This window comes from uncultured Candidatus Thioglobus sp., assembly GCF_963981275.1.
In the GTDB taxonomy this organism is placed as follows: domain Bacteria; phylum Pseudomonadota; class Gammaproteobacteria; order PS1; family Pseudothioglobaceae; genus Thioglobus_A.
This window is the reverse complement of the sequence record NZ_CAXCCZ010000020.1, coordinates 1-24329: the sequence shown is the minus strand read 5'-3', so window position 1 is coordinate 24329 and position 24329 is coordinate 1. Positions and strand designations below refer to the sequence as shown.

Genomic DNA, 24329 nt, shown 5'->3' with positions numbered 1-24329 from the left:
CGCTCAGGTGTACCGATATCTTGCCAATAGCCTTGGTAATGCTCGCCACTGAGTTGATTGCTAGCTAGCGCTTCTTTGAGTAGGGGGTAAAGTGGTAGTTTGCCTTGAGCATTTAGATGGTTTTTGAAAAAATCAGGGTGATAAATGCCAAACCCTGAAAAAGTAAAACTTTTGCTGGATGCTGTAATCACTTGATGGGTGTTAATGAGCGAAAAGTCTCCATTGGAGTTATGGGCCGGATTGTCAATCAGCACTAAATGCGCTAATGCGCCAATGGGTAGTGTCAGTTGAGATAAGTTATAATCACACAAGACATCGGAATTAATTACGATAAAAGGTTTATCGCCTAATAGCGGCAGAGCTTTGATAATGCCGCCAGCAGTTTCTAACACGCCTAAAGATTCGTCACTATAAGTGATGTTTATGCCAAATTTTGAGCCATCACCTAGGTGAGTTTTAATCTGCTCACCTAAGTAGGCAATATTAATCACGATATCAATTATTCCTGCTTTTTTAAGCGCATTAATTGAATGCTCAATAAGTGTTATTCCTTTAACCTTGATCAGTGGCTTTGGAGTGTTCTCGGTGAGTGGCATCATGCGTTCACCACGGCCAGCTGCGAGAATCATAGCGATCATAAGATATCCTCTAAAAATTTAAATTCAGGATATTTATCAGCCATTTGTAGTGCGTATTTTTTAACCAAAGGAATATCGTCTAAATATTGATGCTTGCCATCACGAAGTGAAAGACGTTTAAAAATTCCTAAAATTTTGAGATGGCGTTGTAGGCCCATCAAATCAAACTGTTTTTCAAATTCTTCAAAAGGGGTCTGAACATTGGCTTGCTGGTAGTAATATTCAAGCAATGTTTTAATTTCAAAAGGGCTTAATTCAAAGTAAGCATCTTTTAGCAGTGAGGCTAAATCGTAAGTGTTTGAGCCAATAACGGCATCTTGAAAATCAATAACCGTGATTTTCTCATGGGTGACCATCAAGTTTCTACAGTGATAATCCCGGTGAACAAATACCTGAGGTGAGCTGAGTGAATTTTGTATTAATTGGTCAAATAAACTGCGTAAATTTGCAAATGAATTTTGGTTGATATCTTTGGGTAAATACCAATCAATGAGTAATTCTAGCTCGGTATTTAATAGATCGTGGTTGTATTGATTGAGTGGGTAGGTGGCGACATCAATTTGTTGAATTTTGACTAATTCATCAATTGCTAGCTTGTACAGATTGAGATCTGTTTTATTATCGAGTGCTTGTAAAAAGGTAGTGTTGCCTAAATCCTCGATGAGTAAAAAACCTTGCTCTAGGTCTTTGTCAATAATTTTTGGTGCATGAATGTTGTTATCACGCAGTAGCTCAGCAATCTCCACAAACAGTTTAGAGTTCTCTTTTTCTGGTGGTGCATCCATTGCAATAAAGCTAAGGTTGCTACGTTCAATGCGAAAATAACGCCTAAAACTGGCATCATCACTCGCCTTGGAAAGAGTGAAATTAGCATCATCAAAAAAGATCTCTAGCCAATCTTCTAGTTGATCTAAGCGTATATCCGTTTGGTCATGCATATTTTAATTGCTGATAATGGTCGTATACTTGCGACCAGTGCTCGCCTATTTGACCTTTGTTAATTAGCTGATTGTCAATTTTGGTGATGGGCATAATTTCACGAGTTGAGCTAGAAATCCACACTTCATCGGCAGCCATTAAATCCGTTATAGAAAATGCAGTTTGGTTAACTTGTATCGAGCAAGCATTGGCACTTTCTAGTACCAAGTCACGGGTGATACCAGAAAGAATATGTTTGCCAGTAGGGTGGGTGAATAGAGTGTTGTCTTTAATGATAAAAACGTTTGATGTAGCACCTTCGGTGATTTGATCATCGCGATGCAAGATAACTTCTTCAGCTTGATGTTGCTTGGCTTGCTGCGAGTACATAATATTGGCTAATAATGAGGTGGCTTTAATGTCGCATCTCTCCCAGCGAAAATCTGGCTGAGTAATAGCGCAATAGCCCTTTTCTAGCTCAGTCTTGGTTCTTGGGATTAAGGGGTTTGACTCTATAAATACAGTGGCAGTGAGTTCATCAAAACTGTGCTTTCTGATGCTGTCAACACCACGTGTAACCTGCAAGTAAAGTGATTGGTTTTTTTCTGCTGAATGCTTAAGCAATTCAAGTAGAATTTTTTGCCATTGATCTTTCTTGTAAGGGTTGGTTATATGGGTGGAATCCAGGCTGTTTTGCAAGCGCTCTAGGTGCTCATCTAGGCGAAAAATTTGATTATTGTAGACCGGAATTACTTCATAAACCCCGTCTCCAAACAAAAAACCTCTATCCATTACTGAAATAGAGGCCTGATCTTTGGGGATAAATTCGCCGTTAAGAAAGACCATTAAAGCCCAACTTTCTCCAACATGCGTGAGAAAAATCCTGCTTGTTCAGCATCTTCAAGTGCTACTAATGGTACGCTAGCAATGGTTTTTCCTTCAAACTGAATGAGTAATTTTCCAATTGAATCGCCTTTTTTTATTGGTGCTGCTAGTCCACTATTAAGCTGGATAACTTGATCAGATAGTTTGAATTGTCCACGTGCTAGAGTAAAGCTAGCTTGGCTAATCGTACCCACTTTAAGTGTGTCTTGAGTGGCGCTAGCAATTGGCACTTCTTTGGTGATATCTTTTAGACGCTGAGTTTCAAAGAAACGAAAACCATAGTCTAGAATTTTTTGTGTTTGTGCAGTTCGGGCTTCAACGCCAGTTGAGCCTAGCACCACTGAAACTAAGCGCATACCCACACGATTAGCACTGGCAACTAAGTTGTAGCCTGCTTTTTTGGTAAAGCCAGTTTTAAGTCCGTCAACCGTATGATCACTCCATAGTAGCTTGTTGCGATTGCGCTGTTTAATGCCATGATAAGTAAATTCTTTTTGTGAGTACCATGGGTAGAACTCTGGAAAGTCGCGAATGGTGGCAGCTGCCAAAAGTGCCATGTCAGATGCGGTGGTGTACTGGTCTTTGTGAGGCAGGCCTGAAGCATTTTCAAAACGTGAATTTTTCATGCCTAGCTCACGTGCATATTCATTCATGTAAGTGGCAAATGTTCCTTCTGTACCAGCAATATGCTCAGCCAGTGCTACAGCGGAGTCATTGCCAGATTGAATAATCATGCCTTTTAATAAGGTTTCTAGCTTGATATTTTTACCCACTTCAACAAAGCTTTTTGATCCACCTGTTTTCCAAGCTTTTTTACTAATACGAACTTCATCATCAAGACTGGCGCGGCCATCATTAATGAGTTGAAAAACCACGTATGCAGTCATTAGCTTAGTGAGGCTGGCAGGTGCACGATGTTCGTGTGCGTTGTTGCTAGCAAGCGTTTTTCCAGAATTAAAATCTAGCACTGTATAGGCTGCAGCACTAATTCCTGGCGCTTTAGGGGTGATAAATATTGCTGCTTGCGTATTAAGCGCTATGATGGTAATTGAGGTAATTAATAGTTTTTTCAATTGCATATTATTAAGGGTGAGTTAGGTTGAATTGTTGCTTTAATTTTTCAGATAAATGCACCGCAGTCATCGCATATCTATTGTCATGATTATAACGAGTTAATACGTAAAAATTCCAAAAAGTCAGCCAGGTTTCTGAGTTATTGTCTTGAGGCAGTTTGATAAAAGCGAGTTTGGTTTTATCATTAATATCGCTATCAATGCGAAAGCCTTTACTACGCCAATACTTGGCGTTTTTCTTAGGCTTGTTGGTACTTGATTTTGCTTGTTTTAATTGAGAGTTTTTAAGCGTAATCGGGCGGGCATAAGCGCCAAAATCATGCCACTGGTGCTTGTCAAAATAATTAGCAATTGAGCCAATGGCATCAACAGGGCTAGAAAATAGATCCACCTTACCATCAAAATCAAAATCTACTGCATAGTATCGGTAGGAGCTGGAGATAAATTGTGCGTAGCCAAGCGCACCTGCATAAGAGCCTTTAATTAAGAGTGGTGCCAGGGTGTTTTCACGTGACATTAGTAAAAACTCTTGAAGTTCTTTTTTGTAGAATTTTTTGCGACGGTGCTTGCCAAAAGAGAGCCTTGCCAAGGTTTCTAAGACGGGGTGTTTCCCTTGATTATGACCATAGTTAGTTTCAATGCCTAAAATGGCAACGATAATTTCTTGAGGAACATTGTATGTTTTTTCGGCTCGTTTTAAGGTTTCTAAATTATTTTTCCAAAATTCAATGCCATTTTTTATTCGTGTATCAGTGATAAATAGTGAGCGATATTTATCCCATGACATGGGTTTTGATTTGGTCTTTTTAGCGGTTAATTTTTGCTTTTTTTCTGCAACAATTAAGTTAACCTTAGAGAAGATTGAAAGCAATTCATTTTTATTAAAGTGATGCTCGCTAACCATTTTATTAATGAAATTATGAGTCGCTTGAAAATCTGTTGCTGGCAGTGTTTTGGCAACAACAGGTTGTGAAAATAGCAAAAATAATAGTGCAAATACAGGCATTACTGTTGTAGGTATCTTGGGGTTTTGTGTTTTCGAATAGACATAATAATGCCAAAACTAGACATGAGTGTAATGAGTGATGAACCACCGTAACTAACCAGTGGCAGAGGCACACCAACCACGGGTAGTAGTCCTGATACCATACCAATATTAACAAAAATATAGGTAAAGAAGGTTAAGGTCAGGCTGGCGCCTAACAACTTAGAAAAGTTATCTTCTGATTGAAATGAGATGACAAATGCTCTGTAAATAATTAAACCGTAAAGTGCAAATAAGCATAACACACCAATCAATCCAAGTTCTTCAGCCACCACGGCGAAAATAAAGTCAGTTGCGTGTTCTGGTAGAAAGTTTAGCTGAGATTGTGAGCCTTGCTCCAGGCCTTTGCCAAAGATTCCGCCAGAGCCAATCGCAATTTTGGATTGCAAGATATGATAGCCTGAGCCTAAGGGATCTGAGCTTGGATCTATAAGTGTCATGATGCGCTTTTTTTGATAAGCCATGAGTAGATAGTTCCAGGCAATATAGCCACTACCGATAATGAATGAAATAATTGCGCCAATATTAAGCCAATTGTTTTTAAGAATTTGAATGCGAATGCCGGAGAAAAATAAAACATAAACACCTGAAGCGCCAATCAGTAGTGAAGTGCCCAGATCAGGCTGTTTAGCGATTAATAAAACAATGGCAATAATAGAGGCAATAGAAAGAAAAATTGGCAGAGGTTTTGGTGGTAGGGCTTTATCACTAAGGATGGATGCGATTGCAATAGGTACAATAACTTTCATGATTTCAGAGGGTTGAAAACGTATAAACCCAAGATCTAGCCAGCGTTGTGCGCCGCCACTACTGGATCCAAAAAGCAGTACTAAAGTGAGTAAAAAAATGCCAAATAGCATTAAATAAGGAGAAAAACGTCTGAGCAAATAAGGTGGAATTTGTGCAATAACTAGCATGGCGCTAATGGCTAGTGCAAAATGAAAGACTTGCCTATAAAGTGTTGACATTGACCCGGCAGAGGCTGAATAAAGCACTACAAGACCGAAACAGCTTAATGCCATAATAAGCAAAAATAAAGGCGTGTCCATCTTAAAGTAGTGCCAATAATGGCGCAGTGTGGCAATGCTAAAAAGCTTCATAGTAGCAACAGACCAACATTTCTAATATCTGAGAGTAGTAGATTAAAACTTCGACAGGCGGATTCACTATTCATGCATTCAGTACCGATATTCATTTGTTGTATGTCAACTTGTTGTTTGGCCGCTAGAAACTGAGGTGAGGCACCCGTGCCAATAATTAAAATATCGATATCATCTTGGCTGGCTAGTGAAAAAAGCGAGATTTTGCTAATGTCTTTAATTGTATGAATATTTGTTTCAGTGAAAAAATTTCTAGAAATAAAGCACGGTGTTTTGAGCTGTGCATGGATAAGTTGAACTTTTCCTTGCTCTATTGATATGACACTATTTTGATTGTTTTCTTGTTGGCTAAATTCCACGAAAAGACAAGGTTTGTTTGCTAATTATTAGCCATTATAACAACAGTCTCGGTGTAAAATTATTGTCTTTTTGTATTTGAGAAAACTTGTGAACGATTCTAATTCTACAGATATTTATGATGCTGACTTAACCAGTGGTATTACAGCTTTTGACACCAAAAATTTCACCATGGCGTATCAATTATTAGCGCCACTTGCAGCGCAAGGTAATGCTGAGAGTCAGTGGAGACTTGGGATGATGCAAATGAATGGTCTGGGTATGGTTGAAAATCAACCCCTGGGTTTTGAAAATTTTATTAAAGCTGCTGAACAGGGTCATGTTTTTGCACATCATATGATTGGTGTTGCTTATATGACAGGTGAAGGTGTAGAAAAAGACATTAACAAATGCATTGAGTGGTTTGAAAAAGCTGCAAAGTTTGGAATTCCTGGGCCTATGTACACACTGGGCATGCTCTATGAAGATGGTAAAGAGGTGGAACAAGATCTGGAAAAAGCACAACTTTGGTATGATAGAGCAGCAGAAGTTAACACACCATGAAATCAAGATTTGCACCTTCGCCAACAGGGTATTTACACATAGGTGGCGCTAGAACGGCATTGTTTGCTTGGGCTTGGGCTAAAAAACAAAAAGGACAATTTGTACTTCGTATCGAAGATACCGACCGTGAGCGTTCAACTCAAGCCTCAGTTGATGCGATATTGGATGGTATGAGTTGGCTAGGTTTGGCACATGATGAGGGGCCTTTTTACCAAACACAGCGTTTTGATCGTTATAAAGAAATTATTCAGCAATTGTTAGACAAAGATGAGGCTTATTACTGTGAGTGCTCAAAAGAGCGCTTGCAAATCCTGCGTGATGAACTAACAGAAAAAGGTGAAAAAGCCAAATATGATGGCTGTTGTCGAGGCAAAAAACTAGATACAGGTGTGGTTCGTTTTAAAAACCCTCTGGCAGGTTTTGTAACGTTTACCGATGCGGTAAAAGGCGAAATTTCTATTGGCAATAAAGAGTTGGATGATTTAATTATCGCACGCAGTGATGGTACCCCAACTTACAATCTGACTGTAGTTGTGGATGATCATGACATGGATATTGATACAGTTATTCGTGGTGATGACCACATTAACAACACCCCTAGACAAATTAATTTATATGAGGCACTAGACTGGGATTTGCCAAAATTTGCACACCTACCGATGATTTTGGGTAGTGATGGGGCGAGGCTTTCTAAGCGCCACGGTGCAGTGAGCGTGATGGCGTATCGTGATGAAGGATTTTTGCCAGAGGCATTGCTAAATTATTTAGTGCGTCTGGGGTGGTCGCATGGCGATCAGGAAGTGTTTTCACTGACAGAGATTGTTGAATTGTTTGAGCTAAAAGATATCAATAAGGCGCCAGCCAGTTTTAATCAAGAAAAGCTACTTTGGTTAAATCAGGAATATATTAAGTCTGCCAGTATTAAACACTTGCTTGAAAATTTAGCGTGGCATTTAGATCATCAGTCTGTTGATATTTCAACAGGTCCGACTATTGAAGCGGTGGTTGAGCACTTACAAGAGCGATCAAAAACCTTGGTGGAAATGGCTGACGGTTTAAAAATGTTTTATCAAGATTTTAATGAGTTTGATGAAAAATTAGCCAAAAAACAGTTTAAAGATGCTAAATCTATTGAGTTGTTATTAGTAAAACTCAATGCATTGGAATTAAACGATTGGACTGCTGGCAATATTAAGGACCAAATTAAGCAAGTATGTGACGAGCTTGGTATCGGTTTTGGCAAAATAGGTCAGCCATTTCGTTTGGCGCTTAGTGGCAATGGTAATGCGGGAAATATTGACATAGTAGCTCAGCTAGTTGGCAAAGAGCGCACGTTGGCAAGACTACAAATGGCACTTGATTATATTGCTCAACATTCTCATTAATCAGTTATCATCTAGGCATGAAGTTAGATGATTATAAAACTCGATATCAAAATCTACAACACTCCCTACAGGCTGGATTTTTAAATTCTACTAGTGCAGTTGAGGGTTTTGTCCTTGCAAGAGCGAACGGTGTTGATGAATTATTAAAAGATATTTGGCAAGGATTTGAGATGCCTGAGCAAGTTTCTTTGATTGCGGTTGGTGGCTATGGTCGTAGCGAGCTGCACTTATATTCAGATATCGACTTACTCGTTTTAATCCCAAATAATTCACATCAAATTCATCAAGAGAAAATCTCTCAATTTTTGACATTTTTGTGGGATGTAGGGCTCGAAGTTGGGCATGCAACTAGAGATATTAAAGATTGTGCGCGTGTTATTGATGATCTATCTATTGTTACCAATCTTTTAGAATCTCGCTTACTTATCGGTCTTGAAAGTGCCTTTGATAAAATGAAAAGCGTGATTAAGGCGAGTGATTGGTCTTCGCAATCTTTTTTACTTGAGAAGCAAAAAGAGCAGCGCGCTAGACACGCTAATTTTTCAGACACAGCTTACAATCTTGAGCCCAATATTAAAGAAAGTCCAGGGGGTTTGCGTGATATTCAAACGGTCGCCTGGGTGGCTAAATGGTATTTTGGCGTTGATACTTTGTTTGACTTGGTTGCGGCAAAATATTTAAGTAATGATGAATATGAATTGCTAAAAACCTCACAGCTATTTTTATGGCGAGTCAGATTTGCACTGCACATTATCGCCGCTCGTCGAGAAGATCGTTTGGCGTTTCAATATCAGAAACAAGTGGCTAATATGCTTGGCTATACAGATGGCGACTCAATGGCAGTTGAACGCTTTATGAAGGACTATTACCAGACAGTGACCAAGGTTGCACGTTTGAATGATATCTTGTTGCAATTGCTAGAGGACAAGGTAATTAATACACAATATTTAAATAGTCAGTTCAGAATTTCATATGGCTATATTCATGCCAATCATGATCAGGTGTTTAGTCAAAATCCTGCGGCATTTATTGAAGTGTTTTTGTTAATTGCTAAGCATAGTTATATTCGCGGTATTAGCGCTGGAACGCTAAGACAAATGCAAGATAATCTTGGTTTGGTTGATCAAAATTATTACAAAAAACGTAACAATAATCGTTTATTTATTGAGCTTTTACAACAAAATAAAGGTGTTAATAAAGCGCTCAAACTAATGAATAGATATGGTGTTCTTGAGCACTATATTCCTGCTTTTGGAAAGATTGTGGGATTGATGCAATATGACTTGTTTCATGCATTTACCGTTGACCAGCACACATTGTTTGTGATTCGTAACTTAAGGCGCTTTTTTATTGATGAATTTTCGCACGAATTTAGCTTATGTAGTGAGGTAGCAGGAGAAATTAAAAAGCCAGAGTTGTTGTTACTAGCAGGTCTTTTTCATGATATTGCCAAAGGCAGAGGTGGAGATCATGCACAATTAGGCATGCAAGATACCCAAGTTTTTTGTAGGAGTCATCAACTTAATATAGCGGATACAGAATTAGTTGTAGGCTTAGTTGAGAAGCATTTGCTTATGTCAAGTGTGGCACAAAAACAAGATATCGACGATCCGCTTGTTGTTAAAAACTTTTGTGATTCAGTGGGTTCTTTAGAGTTTTTAGAGTATTTATACTTATTAACAGTGGCAGATATTAGAGCCACTAAAGATGATCTTTGGAATGATTGGAAGGACTCTCTATTAAGAAAATTATTTAGGCATGCTAAGCATTATTTAGATAGTGATACAGAGGTTTTATTAAGTCATGACCAGCGGATAAAAAAGAACAAGCAGGCATTAATTGAAGCTTGTATCGCTCAAGGTTTTGACATGGCGTTTGTTCAACAAACTTTAGAGCACTTGCCTAAAGACTATTATTTACGTTATGAGTTGGACGATATGTTGTGGCACTTGTCATTACAATTGGGCAATAATTCATCTCCTATAACCATTAGTTCAAAAATTTCCGAAAGCAATGTGGTGGATATTTTTGTATTGTGTGATGATTTTAAAGGCTTGTTTTTTAACTTAGTTAGTGTCTTGGAGCGAGCTGGGTTAGATATTGTTGATGCTAAAATTTTAACCACAAAAGACAATAAAGCCTATAACACACTTAGTATTTTGCAAGATAAAAATCTTGACGGGTTAAATTTACACCAGCTAATTTCAGAGGCTTTAAGTGTTCCAGAAGTTGATGTTGCCAAGCCGAAGTCCCACTATTCACATCGATACTTTGATAACAAAACCCACATTAGTCTAAGTGAGAACAAAAAATGGCATCTGACAAAGCTGGAGGTTAATACTTTAGATAAAGTGGGTGTATTGTCTAATATTGCTTACGTGCTGTATGAAATGAATATTTCACTAATTAATGCCAGAGTCTCAACAATGGGCGAGCGTGTTGAAGATGTATTTTTCGTGAGTAATATTGATCGTAAGCCTTTGGATAAAAAACAGCAATCCAGCTTGAAAATGGCTTTAGAAGAAAGACTATAAAAGCCTGGTTGGCACTCCAAATGGTGATATAATTCTCATATTGCAACAGTTCTGTTGTATCTTTTTCAATTCAGAATCATTTAAAAAACTTATGAACGATAAAATTTTAGCAGTGACCGACGCCAGCTTTGAAGCGGACGTTATTAATTCAGCACAAACCGTATTGGTTGATTTTTGGGCCGAGTGGTGCGGTCCTTGTAAGGCGTTAGCGCCAGTATTAGACGAAATAGCCGATGAGTATGATGGCAAAGTAGTTATTGCCAAAGTTAATGTTGACGAAAATGATCAGACACCACCTAAATACGGTATTCGAGGCATTCCAACAATGCTTTTGTTTAAAGATGGTGCGGTCGCTGCAACTAAAATGGGTGCTTTATCCAAAGCAGAGCTAAGCACTTTTATTGATACTAATATTTAACCAATCTGCATAAGCCACTTTAAAGAGCTTATGTACAATCACTTGCATTTTAATTGCAACAATCATCTGGTAAATTCTTGCCAGACCACAACGGAAATTTCATGAAATTATCAGAATTAAAAAAATCTTCACCAGAAGAATTACTAGAGCTAGCTCAATCACTAGGTGCTGAAAACATCTCACGTGCCAAGAAGCAAACGCTTATCTTTATTATTCTTAAAGCTAAAGCAGCTAACAATGAAGAAGTGATTGGTGATGGTGTGTTAGATATTTTGCAAGATGGATATGGTTTCTTAAGATCAAGTGATGACTCTTATACTTCAGGTGCAGATGACATCTACATCTCCCCAAATCAAATTAAGCGCTTTAATCTTTCAACTGGTGATTTAGTTGCCGGCAAGATTCGCGCACCTAAAAAGGGTGAAAAATACTTTGCTTTGGTCCAGGTATCTGAAGTTAATGGTGAAAACCCAGAAAATGTTCGCAATCGAGTGCCTTTTGCCTCGTTAACGCCAATTCATCCAGATCAAAGACTGGGTTTGGAAATTGGTAATGGTGGCACAGAAGATATTACCGCGCGAGTAATTGATTTAATTGCACCTTTCGGAAAGGGTCAAAGAGGTTTGTTGGTTGCACCGCCAAAAGCAGGTAAGACCATGATTATGCAAAATATCGCATCTTCAATTTCTCGAAATCATCCTGAGTGTGAGCTGATTGTTTTGCTGATTGATGAGCGCCCAGAGGAAGTTACTGAAATGGCAAGAACGGTACGAGGAGAAGTTATCGCCTCAACTTTTGATGAGCCTGCAAAACGCCATGTTCAGGTGGCTGAAATGGTGATTCAAAAGGCTAAGAGACGTGCTGAGCAAGGTAAAGATGTAATCATATTGCTAGACTCTATTACGCGTCTGGCTAGAGCCTATAACACGGTTGCACCTTCTTCTGGAAAGGTGTTAACAGGTGGTGTGGATGCAAACGCTTTGCAGCGTCCTAAACGTTTTTTTGGTGCAGCTAGAAATATTGAAAATGGCGGAAGTATTACAATCATCGCCACTGCGTTGATCGATACTGGTTCAAAAATGGATGAGGTTATTTATCAAGAATTTAAAGGTACAGGCAATATGGAGCTTCATTTAGAAAAGCGCTTAAGTGAGAAGCGTATCTTCCCAGCTATTAATATTAACGCCTCTGGTACGCGCCGTGAGGAATTAATTACTGATGAAAAAGAATTGCAAAAATTGTGGATTTTAAGAAAAATCTTGCACCCCATGGATACGGTAGAGGCGGCAGAATTCTTGATAGATCGCTTAAAACTAACTAAAACTAACGACGAATTCTTTGCTTCAATGTCACAAAAGAAGTAATCGCTTGTCGCTTTAAGTATACTTAAAGCATGCACTTATCATCTGTCGTCGTTCAGGCGCTTAAATTACAAAACAGTATTCTTGCTAAGTATTTGATACGCAATGTATTAATACTGACGGCCGCTGTGTTTATGGTGATTGGACTGGTAATCTTTGGTAATCAATTAGTTTTAGTTATCAAGGAAAGTCTGGAAGAGGGTGTTCCAATTGCTGAGCTAATGCCATTGGTCAGTTTTAAGATGATTCGAGATGTGCCTTTAATTTTATCTTTATCCTTATTTTTGGCTATTATTCTAGCAATTAGCAAGTCTTATAAAGATTCAGAAGCCATCGTGATGAATTCATTGGGCATTGGCGATAAGCATTTGATGGTATTTATTCAGCCAGTTGTGATTGTTATTTTTATTTTTATCTTGTTTTTAACGACGGTCGCCGTTCCTTGGTCAAAGCAACAGCGCAGCATGATTATGGATCGTAGTGAAAATGCATCAGAATTTTCTTTTATTAAAGAAGGTGAGTTTCAAGAGTTTAAAGGCGGCGACATTGTTTTTTATGCTGAAAAAGTTAAATCAACAGAGGGTGAGTCAACTCAGGATATGGAGAAGGTTTTTATTTATGCCTTATCTGGTGGTCAACGTCAGCCGATTATCACACTCGCTGACCAGGCTCATAAGTATACAGATGCTAAAACTAAGAGTGTTTATCTGCGCCTTAAAGAGGGTGTACGGTATCATGGGTTTCCGGCAGAAGTCAATAAAAAAATTCTCAATTTTGATCAATATGATTTGCAAATTATTGATGGTGAAAATAACCGTGGCACTACCAGCGTGACAAAAATTGAATCAAAACCCACTCTGGATTTAATATTTTCAAGCGATGTTAAAGAGATTGCAGAGTGGCAATGGAGAATCTCCCAACCTATTAGTGTATTAATATTATCTATTTTTGGTATTTTGCTCGGCAAAACTTCACCGCGTGGTGGTAAGAATTTGGGTGTGCTTACAGGTGTGTTGGTGTTTATTGTTTACAATAATGCACTATTAGTTGCCAAATCAAGTTTGGAGCGTGGTGAAATATCTGCCTTTGTAGGGATGTGGTGGGTGCATTTAACAGTGTTATTGATTATTTTTGTGTTCTACGCATACCGCCACGGCAAATTTAGTCAATTAATCGGTAAAGCTTTTTAGTATCGCTATTTCAACAGCCTCTATAGGCGTGTAAAATAGTATCATTTTTTAATTTTAACTTAAAGAAACCATGTCTTCACATCCTAGTAAAGAACTTGAAGTTTTTGACAATCCAAATCCTGAGCGTGATTTTGTTATTCAAATTGATATGCCAGAATTTACTTGTCTTTGCCCTAAAACAGGACAGCCTGATTTTGCCACTCTGCATTTGGAATATATTGCAGATCAAGCTTGTGTTGAGCTCAAATCATTAAAAATGTATATTTGGTCATTTCGTGATGAGGGTGCCTTCCATGAGGCGGTTACCAATGAAATTTTAAGTGATTTGGTTAAAGCAACCAATCCAAGATTTATGCGTCTAAAAGCCATATTTAATGTGCGTGGCGGCGTTTACACAACGATTGTCGCTGAACATCAACAAACTGGGTGGAGTCCTAAGCCGATTGTCAATCTTCAACATCTTTCGTAAAAAGAAAACTACCAACATTGTTCGTCAGCCAGTTGATTTTGATCAAAGGCTGCTAGATAGGGACGCTATTAAAGTAGTACAAACGATTGCTAAAGCTGGCTTTGAGGTTTATTTAGTGGGTGGCTGTGTGCGCGATCTATTGTTAGGCCTAAAGCCGAAAGACTTTGACATTGCCACTAACGCTAAGCCAGAGCAGGTGCATAAGCTGTTTAAGCGTTCACGCTTAATTGGTAGACGTTTCCGTTTGGTGCATGTGATGTTTTCAGCGAGAAAATATTTAGAAGTGGCAACCTTTAGATCGGGCCAAGTTAAAACCGCTAAGACTGGTGTTATTGTGCGTGACAACTGTTATGGTAAAGTTGAAGAGGATGTGGTGCGCCGTGATTTTAGAGTTAACGCACTTTATTATGATATTCACACTAAAGAGGTGATTGATCATATTGGTGGTTTGCAAGATATTGAGTCTCAAACCATTCATATTATCGGCAAACCAATGCTGCGCTTTGAAGAAGATCCGGTGCGTATGATTAGGGCGGTTAGATTTCAAACAAAACTTGATTTTCAGCTTAGTGATGAAATAAAAGAAGCTATTCATAAGCAGGCATCGCTACTGAGTAACATCTCACCTGCTCGATTGTATGAAGAGTGCATTAAGTTGTTTCACAATGAGTATGGTTATAAAGTTTTCGAACGTTTAGAAAAATATGATTTATTAAGGCATTTATTTAAACAGACACATAAAAATGAGTTTATTAAAATTGCTTTAAACAACACTTCCAATAGAATTAAAAGAAATAAGCCGGTAACCCCTGCTTTTTTGTTTGCTGTTTTTTTATGGCAAGCTCAAAATGAGCGTTTTCAGATAATTAAGAAAAAACAAAAAAGCACTTATTTGGCAATGAGCCAGGCTTCTGAAGAAGTTATTATTAACCAAATTAAACAAGTATCTTTACCAAGATGGCTAACTGCTCGAATTAAAGATACCTGGATGATGCAAAACCGCCTAGAAAGAATGCAGCCTAAAAAAGTGGAAGACATTCTATCAAGCAAAGGTTTTCGCATGGCGTATGATTTTCTAGTACTGCGTTCACAAAGTATAAATCCCGAACTTAAATCAGTTGCTGATTTTTGGACTAAAGCACAAAAATAATGCGTTCAGTCTTAATTACGGGCTGTTCTAGTGGAATTGGGTTGTGCCTTGCACAAGGGTTAAAGCAGGCTGGGTATCGTGTTTTTGCAACGGCTAGAAAATCCAAGGACGTAATAAAACTTAAGCAATTAGGATTTGAATCGTACCAATTAGACCTTGCTTCATCTGCCTCTATTCAACTTGCTGTTAGTGAAATTTATACTCAGACAGATACCCTATATGGATTAATTCATAATGGCGCTTATGGTCAAGTGGGTGCTTTAGAGGATATTTCCAGAGAGGCGCTAGAGATTCAATTTCAAACAAATGTATTTGGTTGGCACGAGCTAACCAATTTAGTTTTACCAAAAATGAAGCAAAATAATGCCGGAAGAATTATTTATTTGAGTTCGGTATTAGGCTTTGTGGCTATGCCTTTTCGAGGGCCGTATAATGCGTCAAAATTCGCCATTGAAGGGCTTGTAGATACACTTAGGCTCGAGCTTATTGATACGCGTATACAATTATCTCTGATTCAGCCAGGTCCAATTGAATCCCAATTTAGAGCGAATGCTTACTTAGCCTTTAAAGAGTATGTTGATATGAACAACAGCGCTTATCAGCTAAATTATCAAGGCATGATTAAACGTTTAAAATCAAGTCAATTGGCCGCTTATACTTTGCCACCTGAGTCAGTCTTGAAGTGTACATTGCACGCACTGGAATCCTCTAAAGCTAAGATTCACTACTGGGTCACCTTTCCAACTAAATTATTAGCAATACTGAAAAGAATATTACCCAGTCGAATTATGGATAAAATACTCTCTAAAGTAGGCGGCGGAGGCAAGCGATAAACTATGACTAAAAAATTTGATTTTAATAAAGGATTGGCTGATTTAGAAGAAATTGTCAAAACAATGGAATCTGGTGATTTGAGCCTAGAAGATTCTTTATCTTATTTTTCCAAAGGCGTTGAATTGACAAAATCTTGCCAATTGGCGCTTGATGATGCTAGTCAAAAAATCTCAAAACTTACTGAACAGGATGGTTTTGTTAACGAAACCCCACTGGACAATGCGTAATTAATCTGTATGCAGTTTGATCAATATGTTGCCAGAGTTAATGCTAAACTCGATCACTATTTAACCACTCAAGGGTCGTTAACTGAGGCAATGCGCTATAGCGTATTAGCAGGGGGGAAGCGCTTTAGACCTATACTAACGTATTGCGTAACAGACATGTTTGGTGTTGATTTGGAGCGGGCAGATTCTAGTAGTTGTGCGGTAGAATTTATTCATGCTTATTCACTTATTCATGATGACCTTCCAGCCATGGATGATGATGATATTCGCCATAATCAACCTGCATGTCATAAGTATTTTGACGAAGCTCAGGCGATTTTGGCAGGCGATGGGCTTCAGGCCCTGGCCTTTGAAGTACTGGTAAATGATTCTTTATTGGATAGTCAGATAAAAATAGAGCTTTTGTCTATGTTGACACACGCTGCTTTTGAGATGGCTGAAGGGCAAGCAATTGATTTGTCTATTGTTGATCAAACAGTAGAGATTAAACTACTTGAAAGTATGCACCGAAAAAAAACAGGTGCCTTGCTCAGTTGTGCAGTTGATTTGGGCGCTATTGTTGCCCAAAGTGGTGAGCAAGACCGAACCCTGTTGAAAACATTTTCTCAAGCAATTGGCTTGGCTTATCAGATTCAAGATGATGTGCTAGATATTGAAGTTCCAGTAGGAGTATTGGGCAAGCAGCAGCATTCAGATAGCGAGAAAAATAAGCCGACTTATCCATCAATCATCGGCCTACAAGGGTCTAAAGAAGCTTATCAAGCGTTGTATTTGCAAGCTAAGGATTGCTTGTGTGATTTAAGTGTTGATGCGCAGGTTTTGCAAAAACTTATTGAAAAACTAGAAGCCAGGGTGTTTTAGAGTAGTGCCATCATGGTTAAATTCAGCAAAAATTAAAACTGTACTAAAACACTACCCCAGCTAAATCCACCACCGATACCTTCCATCAAGAGGTTGTCACCTTTTTTGATTCGTCCATCTCTCACCGCTGTGTCAAGTGCTAATGGGATGGAAGCTGCTGAGGTATTGCCATGATTTTCCAAAGTAACAATAACTTTATCCATGGGTGTTTTAATGCGTTTAGCAACACTTGATATAATGCGTATATTAGCTTGGTGGGGTACCATCCAATCAAGCTCTTCTGAGCTCATGCCCACTTCCTTTAAAGTTTCTTCAGCTAATTCAGATAAGCGATTGACTGCAATTTTAAAAACTTCATTGCCCGCCATTTCAATGAAGCCTGTTTCATTGATAAAATTATTATTAACTTGTAAAGATGATAGGTAAGTGCCATCACTGAAAAGTTTAGAATGTAGAATTCCAGTCTCTTCACTGCCAGTAAGTACAACAGCACCTGCACCATCACCAAAGAGAATGGCTGTTGAGCGATCGTTCCAGTCTACGATTCTTGACATGGTTTCACTGCCAACAACTAAAACATTTTTAGCGGCACCTGTTTTAATGTATTGCTCCGCAGTGGTAAGTGCAAAGATAAAGCCAGCACATACAGATTGCAAGTCAAAAGCAGGACAAGAGGCACCAATGGCTTTTTGCAGCATGGTTGCCGTTGCTGGGAAAATTTTATCTGGTGTGGTGGTGGCTAAAATGATTAAGTCAAGCTCAGATACGTCAATCCCAGCCATTTCAAGTGCTTGTATTGACGCTTTGTGCGCTAAGTCACAAGTGCTTTCGTCTGAAACCACATGTCGTTGCTTAATACCTGTTCGCGTGGTAATCCACTCGTCTGTTGTATCAATGGTTTTAGATAGGTCGTCATTGGTAACTACATTTGGCGGCAGGTAACTTCCTGTGCCAATAATTCGAGCAAATTTATTCATTTTTTTCCAATTCTTTTGAGACTTGAGAGGAGATCTTGTCAATAATTTTAGCATTGACTTCGGTGTAGGCTTCAGAGATTGCCACAAAGAACGAATCACTAGTAGCACCACCATGGCTTTTAACCACAATACCACGCAGGCCTAACAAGCTAGCACCATTGTATTTTCCAGGATCAAGACTCGATTTAAAGTCTTTTAAAACGGGTGTTGCAATGAGTGCTACAATTTTGGTTAGCCAGTTGCGGGTAAAGGCGCGTTTTAAATAATGACTCATCATACTGGCCACACCTTCACTGGCTTTAAGGGCGATATTACCCTCAAAGCCATCACATACAACCAAATCAACCGAACCTTTATAGATGTCATCACCTTCAACAAATCCGTGGTAATTTAGATTTGATGCCTTTAGTAGCTCAGAGGTTTTCTTGATCTTATCGTTGCCTTTCATGTCTTCTTCACCAACATTTAAAAGACCGACAGTAGGCTTGGAAATACCTTCAGTTTGCTCAACGGCAATGGAGCCCATGGTGGCAAACTCTAGTAATGCTTGTGGACTGGAGTCAACATTAGCACCCAAGTCAAGCATGTGAGTATGGCCAGTCATGGTTGGCATGCGCCCCATAATGGCAGGTCTATCTATGCCTTTGATAGTTTTAAGTACAAAGCGAGAAATGGCCATCAAGGCGCCCGTATTACCGGCGCTTACGCACGCATCTACTTGGTTTGATTCAACCAGATTGATGGCAACACGCATTGAAGAGTCTTTCTTTTTTCGAAGAGCAATTGCTGGAGATTCATTCATTAATACCACTTCAGTGGCATGAACAACTTGAATTCTAGAGGCGAGCGCTTTAGAAGAGGGGTGTTTGTTAATTTCAGCCTCAATGGTTGGCTGATCACCTACAAAGGTTAATTGTAGATCTTGAAACACACCCAGAGCTTTAATTCCCGCTTCAATTGTAACAGGAATGCCATGATCTCCCCCTGAGGCATCAATTGATACCTTGATAATCATGGTGTTGTTAAGCTTCTACTTCTTGAACTTCTGTAGTGTTGATTACCTTTTTGCCACGGTAGTAACCATCAGCAGTAATGTGGTGACGTAGGTGAGTTTCACCTGTTTCTTGATCTTCTGATAATGCAGGACTTGTTAATGCATTATGTGAGCGGCGCATGCCTCTTTTTGAAGGGGTTTTTCTACTTTTTTGTACAGCCATCTTTCTACTCCTTGGTTGAGTTTTTTAATTGTTCTAAAACTGCAAAAGGGTTTTTACGCTTTTGCTCTATTACTGGGCTTTTATCCTTGTACGATTGGCATTCATGTGAATGCATCGGTATCATTGGAATGGATATTAGCACCTCATCCGTTATAAATTCTATTGCTGAGAATTCTTCATCTGCATTCAGAATAGTCTCAAAGCTTGGATCTAAATCTTCAGCTTGATTTTCATGAATAATAAAAGCCAATTTAAAAACTGGATTTAGATGAAGCTTAACTTCTTTTAAGCAGCGCTGACAATCTAGCGCCACCTCTAATTCCACACTTCCTTCAATACAAGGAATTTTATTGTTCTCAATATAAAAATTCAATTTAACATTAACCTGATCATCGACATTGGAAACAATGTCTCTAATCCTTGGAAGATCTTTCACGGTGTAAGTCTGTGAAAAAATTAATCCTTTTTTGGCAAAGCTTAAAAGTTTTATATTGGCCGGTATTCCTTGCATCTTTTATTATCAAAAAAATAACTAAACAATTTTACCAAAAATAGCTTAACAAATGAATTTTTATACAAAATTAATCTTGCTTATAATTAGCCAATTTTAATAGGTCATAATGATGCGATTATTGTTGATATTAAGTTTATTTTTAAGCTGTAAAGTAGCTGCTTACACACAAAAAACCTTTGTAGATCAGCTGTTATCCAGTCATGAGTTTTTTGAAAAAGAAATGATTAATCTAAAAATTAAACAACTTGAGATGGAAGGCGATCGAGCCAACTATGAAAACTGGTCTTGGGATGTTGGGGCGGAGATTGGCCGCATTCGTAAAGATAAGCAGAAATACGACTACACCTCAAGTACTGATTATGCGCGTGAAACCGATCAAGAAGTTGGCAAGATATCTTCTGATTTATCCAAGAAATTTTTCTCAAACGGTTCAGAGTTAAACTTGTCTTTTGATCGATCTTTGCCAGTTAAAGACGAACAAATGCATGATAAAAATGGCTATCAAAAAGATAAAAACACCACTGAATATTTAAATGATGCAAGCATTAGCTGGACCCTGCCTTTGCTTAAAAATAAATCTGGTATTGTTGATCAAAAAACCTATGATTTAGCAGTTTTAGATTATGAAGATGAGCGGTTGGTGCTAGCAGAAACCCAAGAAGATTTTATTGAGGATAAAGTGTTTGAATTTATTGATTGGGTGAATTTTAAATGGCAAATTAATGCTGTTAGCAAAGCCATTGGAAAATTACAAAATTTTGGTAAAAAAATGACAAAAAGTCAATCTAGGGATGTTAAGGTTCTCTCAAGATTTATTGACAAGAAAAAGCGTCTTTTATTAAGTTTAAAGTCAAAACTAAAGGCCCAAACAGGCTTGCTATCTGCCTCTATAAAGCAAGTTGATTTTTCTAAAAATTTCCCCACTTTGCCCGATATTTTTTATATTAACTTAATCGATGATGTGGCACGTTATAGTCAGCTTAATGTACGGGATCTTAAGCGCATTGATCTTGAAATACAAAAAAATGCTCGAAGTATCAAAACCTATAAAAACGCGGAACTTGCAGATTTTGATTTTACAATAAGTGCCTCTAAGGATGAAAACAAAGGTAATTACAGTAGTTATTCAAAATCAAAAGAAACCAATATTGAGGCTAAATTTGTCTTTTCCTATCCGTTGACTGGTGATATTTCCAACCAGGTGTATTTGAGCAAGTATGAGCTTAAGAAGCGGCAAATTGAGCTCAAGTATGAAAATAAATTAAAAGATGTTGTGTCAGATATTAATAAACTCAGTACTGATATTAAGCAGGGCCTTATTCAGCTAAAACTCACCGAACAACAAGTTAAGAAAAATGAAGTTGATAACGAGTTAAATCTTTATTTTGCAGGAAAGGGCGATGTTAGGTTTGCGATCATTGAGCAGGAAGATTATCAAGAATTACAATTAGAGAAAATTGATCTTTTGGTTGATTTGTACAAAAACAAACTTAGGTACGATAGTTTGATAGATCGCCTCTTGCCTTGATAGTATTCAGTATTTATCTTGCATTGTTAAGGTCCAATCGCGAACTTCTTTGGTTAGTGTTGAAGCGTTCTTACCAACTGATTTAATAGGCTTTCCAATAACGAGTGTAATGGTTCCAGGTTGTTTAACAAAGCTGCCTTTTGGCCAAAGTTTGCCAGCGTTATGATAAACAGGCACTATGTCACAGTCAGTTTTTTTGGCAATGGCGACACCACCATTTTGATACTCACCTAATTTGTTATAAGGTTGACGCGTGCCCTCGGGGAATACAACCACAAAGATACCCTCTTTAATTCTAGCCGAACCTTGTTTCATTACTTTTTTGATGGCTTTGAGTTTCTCGCCGCGATTGATGATAATTGGCTTTAATAGTGCCAAGCCCCATCCAAAAATTGGAATCCACTGTAGCTCTTGTTTGAGCACCCAAGTTTGATGAGGAAAGATGGTTTGCAAGCCCAGCGTTTCCCAGGTTGATTGGTGGTTGGAAACAATCACACTGGCTTTGTCAGGGATGTTTTCTTTACCAATAACGTTAAGCTTTATATTAAGTACAACTTTAAGCCACCACAGGCAAAACAATGCCCATTTTGATAATATTCCGTAGCGATATTTAACAGGTAAAAAGAATAAAACTAATGATAAAGCGACTAGAAAACTCAACACCAAGGTTGAGCCTAGAAAATATAGTAATGATCTTAAAAACAGCATGAGAAATACCAGGTGTAAACGTTATAATTTGTAGACTTAAGATTTTAACGAACTTCTATGACGGTTGACACCATTTTATTTGATTTAGATGGCACGCTGATTGATACGGCGCCAGACTTGGCTTATGCTTTAAATATACTTCTCAAGCAGGATGGGTTTGCACAAAAGCCTTTTGATAAAATCAAGCCATTAGTGGCCTTTGGCGGTAAAGCGTTAATTAAATACGGATTTGATTGCGATGAAAATCATTCTCAATTTACTGATCGACATCAAAGAATTTTAGAAATATATACGGATAATATTGACCGAAGTTCCTCAGTATTTGACGGCATTGATGGCTTAATTAAAACCTTAGAAAGTCTCAAAATAGACTGGGGTATTGTGACCAACAAACCCGAGAATTTAACCCATCTATTGCTTGAAAAACTAGACATTAAGCCTGGTGTGGTGGTTTGTGGTGATACGTTGGAATTTAACAAGCCACATCCTGCACCACTGCTGTATGCCTGTGCGCAATTAGCGACGAACCCAAGTCGCTGTTTGTTTGTGGGTGATGATAAAAATGACATGTTGGCAGGCATTAATGCCGGGGTTGAAACTGTGGCGGTGAGTTATGGCTATAGTAAGGTAGAGAAAAATTGGAATTATGATTATTTAATTAATCACCCACAAGAATTATTGGAGTTGTTGTAATGGATTTATTGAGTTTATTTTTTGGCTTATTGGTAGGCGCTATCGCTGTTTATATTTATCTTGATAGACAGCTAAAGGTTTTGAATACAGAAAAAATCCATCTTGAAGTTAGCCTTGATGAAAAGATCAAATCTTATGAAAACCAAATTGATATGATCAACATTGCCAGAGAGCAGATGAGCAAAGATTTCAAGGCGGTAGCAGGCGATATCTTAACAAAAGATCGTAATAATTTAAGCATTAAAAACTCAGAACTATTGACACCACTTCAAGCTCAACTTAAAGAGTTTCGAGATAAAATTGAGGTGATCACCAATGAACAAATTAAAGAACGAGCAACACTTTCTGCACAAATTGACAACCTTAAAAGAACCAGTATTGAAGCACAGGAAACAACGCAAAATTTAACCAACGCCTTAACTTACGATAATAAGCAACAAGGTGATTGGGGTGAGATGATTCTTAGCTCAATATTATCCAGCTCTGGCTTAAGAGAGGGGCATGAATTTACCACGCAAAAACAACTCAAAAACGAACAGGGAGAGGCTTTTAAGCCAGATGTTGTATTGCACCTTCCAGAAGACAAAGATATTATTATTGACTCTAAAGTGTCTCTTAAGGCTTATAAAGATTATATCGCTGAACAGTCTAATTCGGCATCATTAAAGGCGCATGTAAGCTCAGTTGAGGCGCATATTAATGGCATCAGTATTAAGGAATATGAAAACCTGGAAGGCGTGCTAACGCTTGATTTTATTTTTGTTTTTATTCCGATTGAATCAGCCTTGTTGGTAGCACTTGATCAAAAGCCAGATTTGTTTACCATAGCCCTTAAAAAGAATATTGTTCTGGTGTCCCCTTCAACCTTAATGATGAGCCTTAAAACCGTACACCATATTTGGCAAACAGAGCGTCAGAATCAAAATTCAGAAGAGATTGCTCGTCAAGCGGGTGCTATGTACGACAAGCTATTTGGTTTTATCAAGTCAATGGATGACATTGAAAAACACTTAGATAAAGCGCAAAAAAGCTACAAAGAAGCGCGCAGCAAGCTTTCAGAAGGTAAGGGTAATTTAATTGGTCGCGCGGAAAAACTTAAAGAGCTGGGTGTACAAAGTAAAAAGGAGTTAAGTTAATGCAAATTTCAACAAATTATTCAATCACTCAGGATGAGTTAAAAGGTAAGGTTGTTCTAGTCACAGGTGCAAACCGAGGTTTTGGCAAAGCGATGACCCTAGATTTAGCCAAAGCAGGTGCGACTGTAATTATGCTTGGACGTGATTTAGGCTCTCTTGAAGGCGCTTATGATGAAGTAGTGGAGGCAGGATTTGTAGAGCCGATTTTGTATCCACTAGATCTTGAAGGGGCAACACCAGAGCATTATGAGCAACTACAAAGAGATATTTTGGATAATTTTGGCCAGCTAGATGGTCTTATTCACAATGCTGGCATTATCGGCACCATGATGCCAATTGAGCAGTATGATCTTAAGCTTTGGTATTCCACCATGCAGATTAATGTCAACGCTCCTTTTATGCTGACGCAATTTTTAATTCCAGCGCTTAACAAGTCTAATGATGCGAGAATTCTATTTTTGTCTTCATCAGTAGGGCGTAATGCAAGAGCCTATTGGGGTGCTTATGGCGTCAGCAAGTTTGCGATTGAAGGCTTGAGCAAAACCTTGTCTGAGGAGCTTGAAAAAAC

Annotated in this window: 27 protein-coding genes; 15 read left to right on the top strand and 12 right to left on the bottom strand. The window is 38.3% G+C overall.

The features are described from left to right. The 7 genes from murU to ABNR88_RS04535 form a co-directional block, all read right to left on the bottom strand. The coding region (murU, locus tag ABNR88_RS04565; RefSeq protein ID WP_348670111.1) for an N-acetylmuramate alpha-1-phosphate uridylyltransferase MurU at positions 1 to 638 on the bottom strand (638 nt) is incomplete at its 3' end. Continuing rightward, positions 635 to 1576 carry a phosphotransferase gene (locus ABNR88_RS04560; protein ID WP_291928674.1) on the bottom strand — a complete coding sequence of 314 codons (942 nt, stop codon included), beginning with the start codon at positions 1574 to 1576 and terminating at the stop codon, positions 635 to 637. The genes murU and ABNR88_RS04560, both read right to left, overlap by 4 nt. Next, the gene (gene dat, locus ABNR88_RS04555) at positions 1569 to 2402 is read right to left on the bottom strand and encodes a D-amino-acid transaminase (protein ID WP_348670110.1); all 834 of its coding nucleotides are present in this window, start codon (positions 2400 to 2402) and stop codon (positions 1569 to 1571) included. Before dat ends, ABNR88_RS04560 begins: the two co-directional genes overlap by 8 nt. Continuing rightward, on the bottom strand, positions 2402 to 3514 hold the full coding sequence (locus ABNR88_RS04550; protein ID WP_348670109.1) for a D-alanyl-D-alanine carboxypeptidase family protein: 1113 nt from the start codon (positions 3512 to 3514) through the stop codon (positions 2402 to 2404). The genes dat and ABNR88_RS04550 overlap by 1 nt, the downstream gene beginning before the upstream one ends. Before the next feature lie 10 nt (positions 3515 to 3524). Further along, positions 3525 to 4520: a lytic murein transglycosylase B gene (gene mltB / locus ABNR88_RS04545; RefSeq protein ID WP_291928681.1), complete on the bottom strand. Its 996-nt coding sequence runs from the start codon at positions 4518 to 4520 to the stop codon at positions 3525 to 3527. Continuing rightward, positions 4520 to 5659, bottom strand: coding sequence for a rod shape-determining protein RodA (rodA, locus tag ABNR88_RS04540; RefSeq protein ID WP_291928684.1), 1140 nt, complete (start codon positions 5657 to 5659; stop codon positions 4520 to 4522). The genes mltB and rodA overlap by 1 nt, the downstream gene beginning before the upstream one ends. Continuing rightward, positions 5656 to 6018: an Mth938-like domain-containing protein gene (locus ABNR88_RS04535; protein WP_291928687.1), complete on the bottom strand. Its 363-nt coding sequence runs from the start codon at positions 6016 to 6018 to the stop codon at positions 5656 to 5658. Before ABNR88_RS04535 ends, rodA begins: the two co-directional genes overlap by 4 nt. An 88-nt stretch (positions 6019 to 6106) precedes the next feature. On the opposite strand from ABNR88_RS04535, the gene ABNR88_RS04530 reads away from it, so the two are divergent. From ABNR88_RS04530 to ABNR88_RS04480, 11 genes are all read left to right on the top strand, one after another. Then, positions 6107 to 6559 (top strand): tetratricopeptide repeat protein, encoded by a 453-nt coding sequence (locus tag ABNR88_RS04530; RefSeq protein WP_291928689.1) that lies wholly within the window; start codon positions 6107 to 6109, stop codon positions 6557 to 6559. After that, positions 6556 to 7944, top strand: a complete 1389-nt coding sequence (gene gltX, locus ABNR88_RS04525; protein WP_291928692.1) for a glutamate--tRNA ligase — start codon at positions 6556 to 6558, stop codon at positions 7942 to 7944. Before ABNR88_RS04530 ends, gltX begins: the two co-directional genes overlap by 4 nt. Positions 7945 to 7961: 17 nt before the next feature. After that, positions 7962 to 10478, top strand: coding sequence for a [protein-PII] uridylyltransferase (gene glnD / locus ABNR88_RS04520; protein ID WP_291928694.1), 2517 nt, complete (start codon positions 7962 to 7964; stop codon positions 10476 to 10478). A 91-nt stretch (positions 10479 to 10569) separates the two neighbouring features. Next, entirely contained in the window at positions 10570 to 10896 is a 327-nt protein-coding gene (trxA, locus tag ABNR88_RS04515; protein WP_291928697.1) for a thioredoxin TrxA, read from the top strand. A 101-nt stretch (positions 10897 to 10997) separates the two neighbouring features. After that, a complete protein-coding gene (gene rho / locus ABNR88_RS04510; protein ID WP_291928699.1) occupies positions 10998 to 12260 on the top strand; it encodes a transcription termination factor Rho in 1263 nt (420 codons plus the stop codon). Positions 12261 to 12289: 29 nt separating this feature from the next. Next, complete coding sequence (lptF, locus tag ABNR88_RS04505) at positions 12290 to 13447, top strand: LPS export ABC transporter permease LptF (protein ID WP_291928700.1); 1158 nt, start codon at positions 12290 to 12292, stop codon at positions 13445 to 13447. A gap of 70 nt (positions 13448 to 13517) precedes the next feature. After that, positions 13518 to 13916: a preQ(1) synthase gene (gene queF, locus ABNR88_RS04500; protein ID WP_291928702.1), complete on the top strand. Its 399-nt coding sequence runs from the start codon at positions 13518 to 13520 to the stop codon at positions 13914 to 13916. Continuing rightward, complete coding sequence (gene pcnB / locus ABNR88_RS04495; RefSeq protein ID WP_291928747.1) at positions 13897 to 15066, top strand: polynucleotide adenylyltransferase PcnB; 1170 nt, start codon at positions 13897 to 13899, stop codon at positions 15064 to 15066. Before queF ends, pcnB begins: the two co-directional genes overlap by 20 nt. After that, positions 15066 to 15899, top strand: a complete 834-nt coding sequence (locus tag ABNR88_RS04490; RefSeq protein ID WP_348670108.1) for an SDR family NAD(P)-dependent oxidoreductase — start codon at positions 15066 to 15068, stop codon at positions 15897 to 15899. The genes pcnB and ABNR88_RS04490 overlap by 1 nt, the downstream gene beginning before the upstream one ends. A 3-nt stretch (positions 15900 to 15902) precedes the next feature. After that, the gene (locus tag ABNR88_RS04485) at positions 15903 to 16127 is read left to right on the top strand and encodes an exodeoxyribonuclease VII small subunit (protein WP_291928706.1); all 225 of its coding nucleotides are present in this window, start codon (positions 15903 to 15905) and stop codon (positions 16125 to 16127) included. Between the two features lie 9 nt (positions 16128 to 16136). Continuing rightward, positions 16137 to 16988, top strand: a complete 852-nt coding sequence (locus ABNR88_RS04480; RefSeq protein WP_291928708.1) for a polyprenyl synthetase family protein — start codon at positions 16137 to 16139, stop codon at positions 16986 to 16988. Between the two features lie 32 nt (positions 16989 to 17020). Here ABNR88_RS04480 and ABNR88_RS04475 read toward each other — a convergent pair whose 3' ends face one another. From ABNR88_RS04475 to ABNR88_RS04460, 4 genes are read right to left on the bottom strand one after another with little or no spacing between them, the layout of a single operon-like run. Beyond that, on the bottom strand, positions 17021 to 17965 hold the full coding sequence (locus ABNR88_RS04475; protein WP_291928710.1) for a beta-ketoacyl-ACP synthase III: 945 nt from the start codon (positions 17963 to 17965) through the stop codon (positions 17021 to 17023). Further along, positions 17958 to 18980, bottom strand: a complete 1023-nt coding sequence (gene plsX / locus ABNR88_RS04470) for a phosphate acyltransferase PlsX (protein ID WP_291928713.1) — start codon at positions 18978 to 18980, stop codon at positions 17958 to 17960. The genes ABNR88_RS04475 and plsX overlap by 8 nt, the downstream gene beginning before the upstream one ends. Before the next feature lie 7 nt (positions 18981 to 18987). Next, the gene (gene rpmF / locus ABNR88_RS04465; RefSeq protein ID WP_291928731.1) at positions 18988 to 19182 is read right to left on the bottom strand and encodes a 50S ribosomal protein L32; all 195 of its coding nucleotides are present in this window, start codon (positions 19180 to 19182) and stop codon (positions 18988 to 18990) included. Between the two features lie 4 nt (positions 19183 to 19186). Beyond that, a complete protein-coding gene (locus tag ABNR88_RS04460; protein ID WP_348670107.1) occupies positions 19187 to 19693 on the bottom strand; it encodes a YceD family protein in 507 nt (168 codons plus the stop codon). A 109-nt stretch (positions 19694 to 19802) separates the two neighbouring features. On the opposite strand from ABNR88_RS04460, the gene ABNR88_RS04455 reads away from it, so the two are divergent. Further along, entirely contained in the window at positions 19803 to 21224 is a 1422-nt protein-coding gene (locus tag ABNR88_RS04455; protein ID WP_291928736.1) for a TolC family protein, read from the top strand. A 6-nt stretch (positions 21225 to 21230) separates the two neighbouring features. Here ABNR88_RS04455 and ABNR88_RS04450 read toward each other — a convergent pair whose 3' ends face one another. After that, positions 21231 to 21932 carry a lysophospholipid acyltransferase family protein gene (locus ABNR88_RS04450; RefSeq protein WP_291928739.1) on the bottom strand — a complete coding sequence of 234 codons (702 nt, stop codon included), beginning with the start codon at positions 21930 to 21932 and terminating at the stop codon, positions 21231 to 21233. 57 nt (positions 21933 to 21989) lie between these two features. Here ABNR88_RS04450 and ABNR88_RS04445 point away from each other — a divergent pair, with 57 nt between their 5' ends. The 3 genes from ABNR88_RS04445 to ABNR88_RS04435 form a co-directional block, all read left to right on the top strand. Further along, on the top strand, positions 21990 to 22625 hold the full coding sequence (locus ABNR88_RS04445; protein WP_348670106.1) for an HAD-IA family hydrolase: 636 nt from the start codon (positions 21990 to 21992) through the stop codon (positions 22623 to 22625). Next, positions 22625 to 23761 carry a DNA recombination protein RmuC gene (locus ABNR88_RS04440; RefSeq protein WP_291928742.1) on the top strand — a complete coding sequence of 379 codons (1137 nt, stop codon included), beginning with the start codon at positions 22625 to 22627 and terminating at the stop codon, positions 23759 to 23761. The genes ABNR88_RS04445 and ABNR88_RS04440 overlap by 1 nt, the downstream gene beginning before the upstream one ends. Then, on the top strand, positions 23761 to 24329 hold a 569-nt coding region (locus ABNR88_RS04435), incomplete at its 3' end, for an SDR family NAD(P)-dependent oxidoreductase (protein WP_348670105.1). The genes ABNR88_RS04440 and ABNR88_RS04435, both read left to right, overlap by 1 nt.

Coding starts and splice junctions, on each gene's coding strand:
- ABNR88_RS04560 (WP_291928674.1), bottom strand. CDS start 1,576: ATGCATGACCAAACGGATATACGCTTAGATCAACTAGAAGATTGGCTA.
- dat (WP_348670110.1), bottom strand. CDS start 2,402: ATGGTCTTTCTTAACGGCGAATTTATCCCCAAAGATCAGGCCTCTATT.
- mltB (WP_291928681.1), bottom strand. CDS start 4,520: ATGCCTGTATTTGCACTATTATTTTTGCTATTTTCACAACCTGTTGTT.
- rodA (WP_291928684.1), bottom strand. CDS start 5,659: ATGAAGCTTTTTAGCATTGCCACACTGCGCCATTATTGGCACTACTTT.
- gltX (WP_291928692.1), top strand. CDS start 6,556: ATGAAATCAAGATTTGCACCTTCGCCAACAGGGTATTTACACATAGGT.
- glnD (WP_291928694.1), top strand. CDS start 7,962: ATGAAGTTAGATGATTATAAAACTCGATATCAAAATCTACAACACTCC.
- trxA (WP_291928697.1), top strand. CDS start 10,570: ATGAACGATAAAATTTTAGCAGTGACCGACGCCAGCTTTGAAGCGGAC.
- rho (WP_291928699.1), top strand. CDS start 10,998: ATGAAATTATCAGAATTAAAAAAATCTTCACCAGAAGAATTACTAGAG.
- lptF (WP_291928700.1), top strand. CDS start 12,290: ATGCACTTATCATCTGTCGTCGTTCAGGCGCTTAAATTACAAAACAGT.
- queF (WP_291928702.1), top strand. CDS start 13,518: ATGTCTTCACATCCTAGTAAAGAACTTGAAGTTTTTGACAATCCAAAT.
- ABNR88_RS04490 (WP_348670108.1), top strand. CDS start 15,066: ATGCGTTCAGTCTTAATTACGGGCTGTTCTAGTGGAATTGGGTTGTGC.
- ABNR88_RS04485 (WP_291928706.1), top strand. CDS start 15,903: ATGACTAAAAAATTTGATTTTAATAAAGGATTGGCTGATTTAGAAGAA.
- ABNR88_RS04480 (WP_291928708.1), top strand. CDS start 16,137: ATGCAGTTTGATCAATATGTTGCCAGAGTTAATGCTAAACTCGATCAC.
- ABNR88_RS04475 (WP_291928710.1), bottom strand. CDS start 17,965: ATGAATAAATTTGCTCGAATTATTGGCACAGGAAGTTACCTGCCGCCA.
- plsX (WP_291928713.1), bottom strand. CDS start 18,980: ATGATTATCAAGGTATCAATTGATGCCTCAGGGGGAGATCATGGCATT.
- rpmF (WP_291928731.1), bottom strand. CDS start 19,182: ATGGCTGTACAAAAAAGTAGAAAAACCCCTTCAAAAAGAGGCATGCGC.
- ABNR88_RS04460 (WP_348670107.1), bottom strand. CDS start 19,693: ATGCAAGGAATACCGGCCAATATAAAACTTTTAAGCTTTGCCAAAAAA.
- ABNR88_RS04455 (WP_291928736.1), top strand. CDS start 19,803: ATGATGCGATTATTGTTGATATTAAGTTTATTTTTAAGCTGTAAAGTA.
- ABNR88_RS04450 (WP_291928739.1), bottom strand. CDS start 21,932: ATGCTGTTTTTAAGATCATTACTATATTTTCTAGGCTCAACCTTGGTG.
- ABNR88_RS04445 (WP_348670106.1), top strand. CDS start 21,990: ATGACGGTTGACACCATTTTATTTGATTTAGATGGCACGCTGATTGAT.
- ABNR88_RS04440 (WP_291928742.1), top strand. CDS start 22,625: ATGGATTTATTGAGTTTATTTTTTGGCTTATTGGTAGGCGCTATCGCT.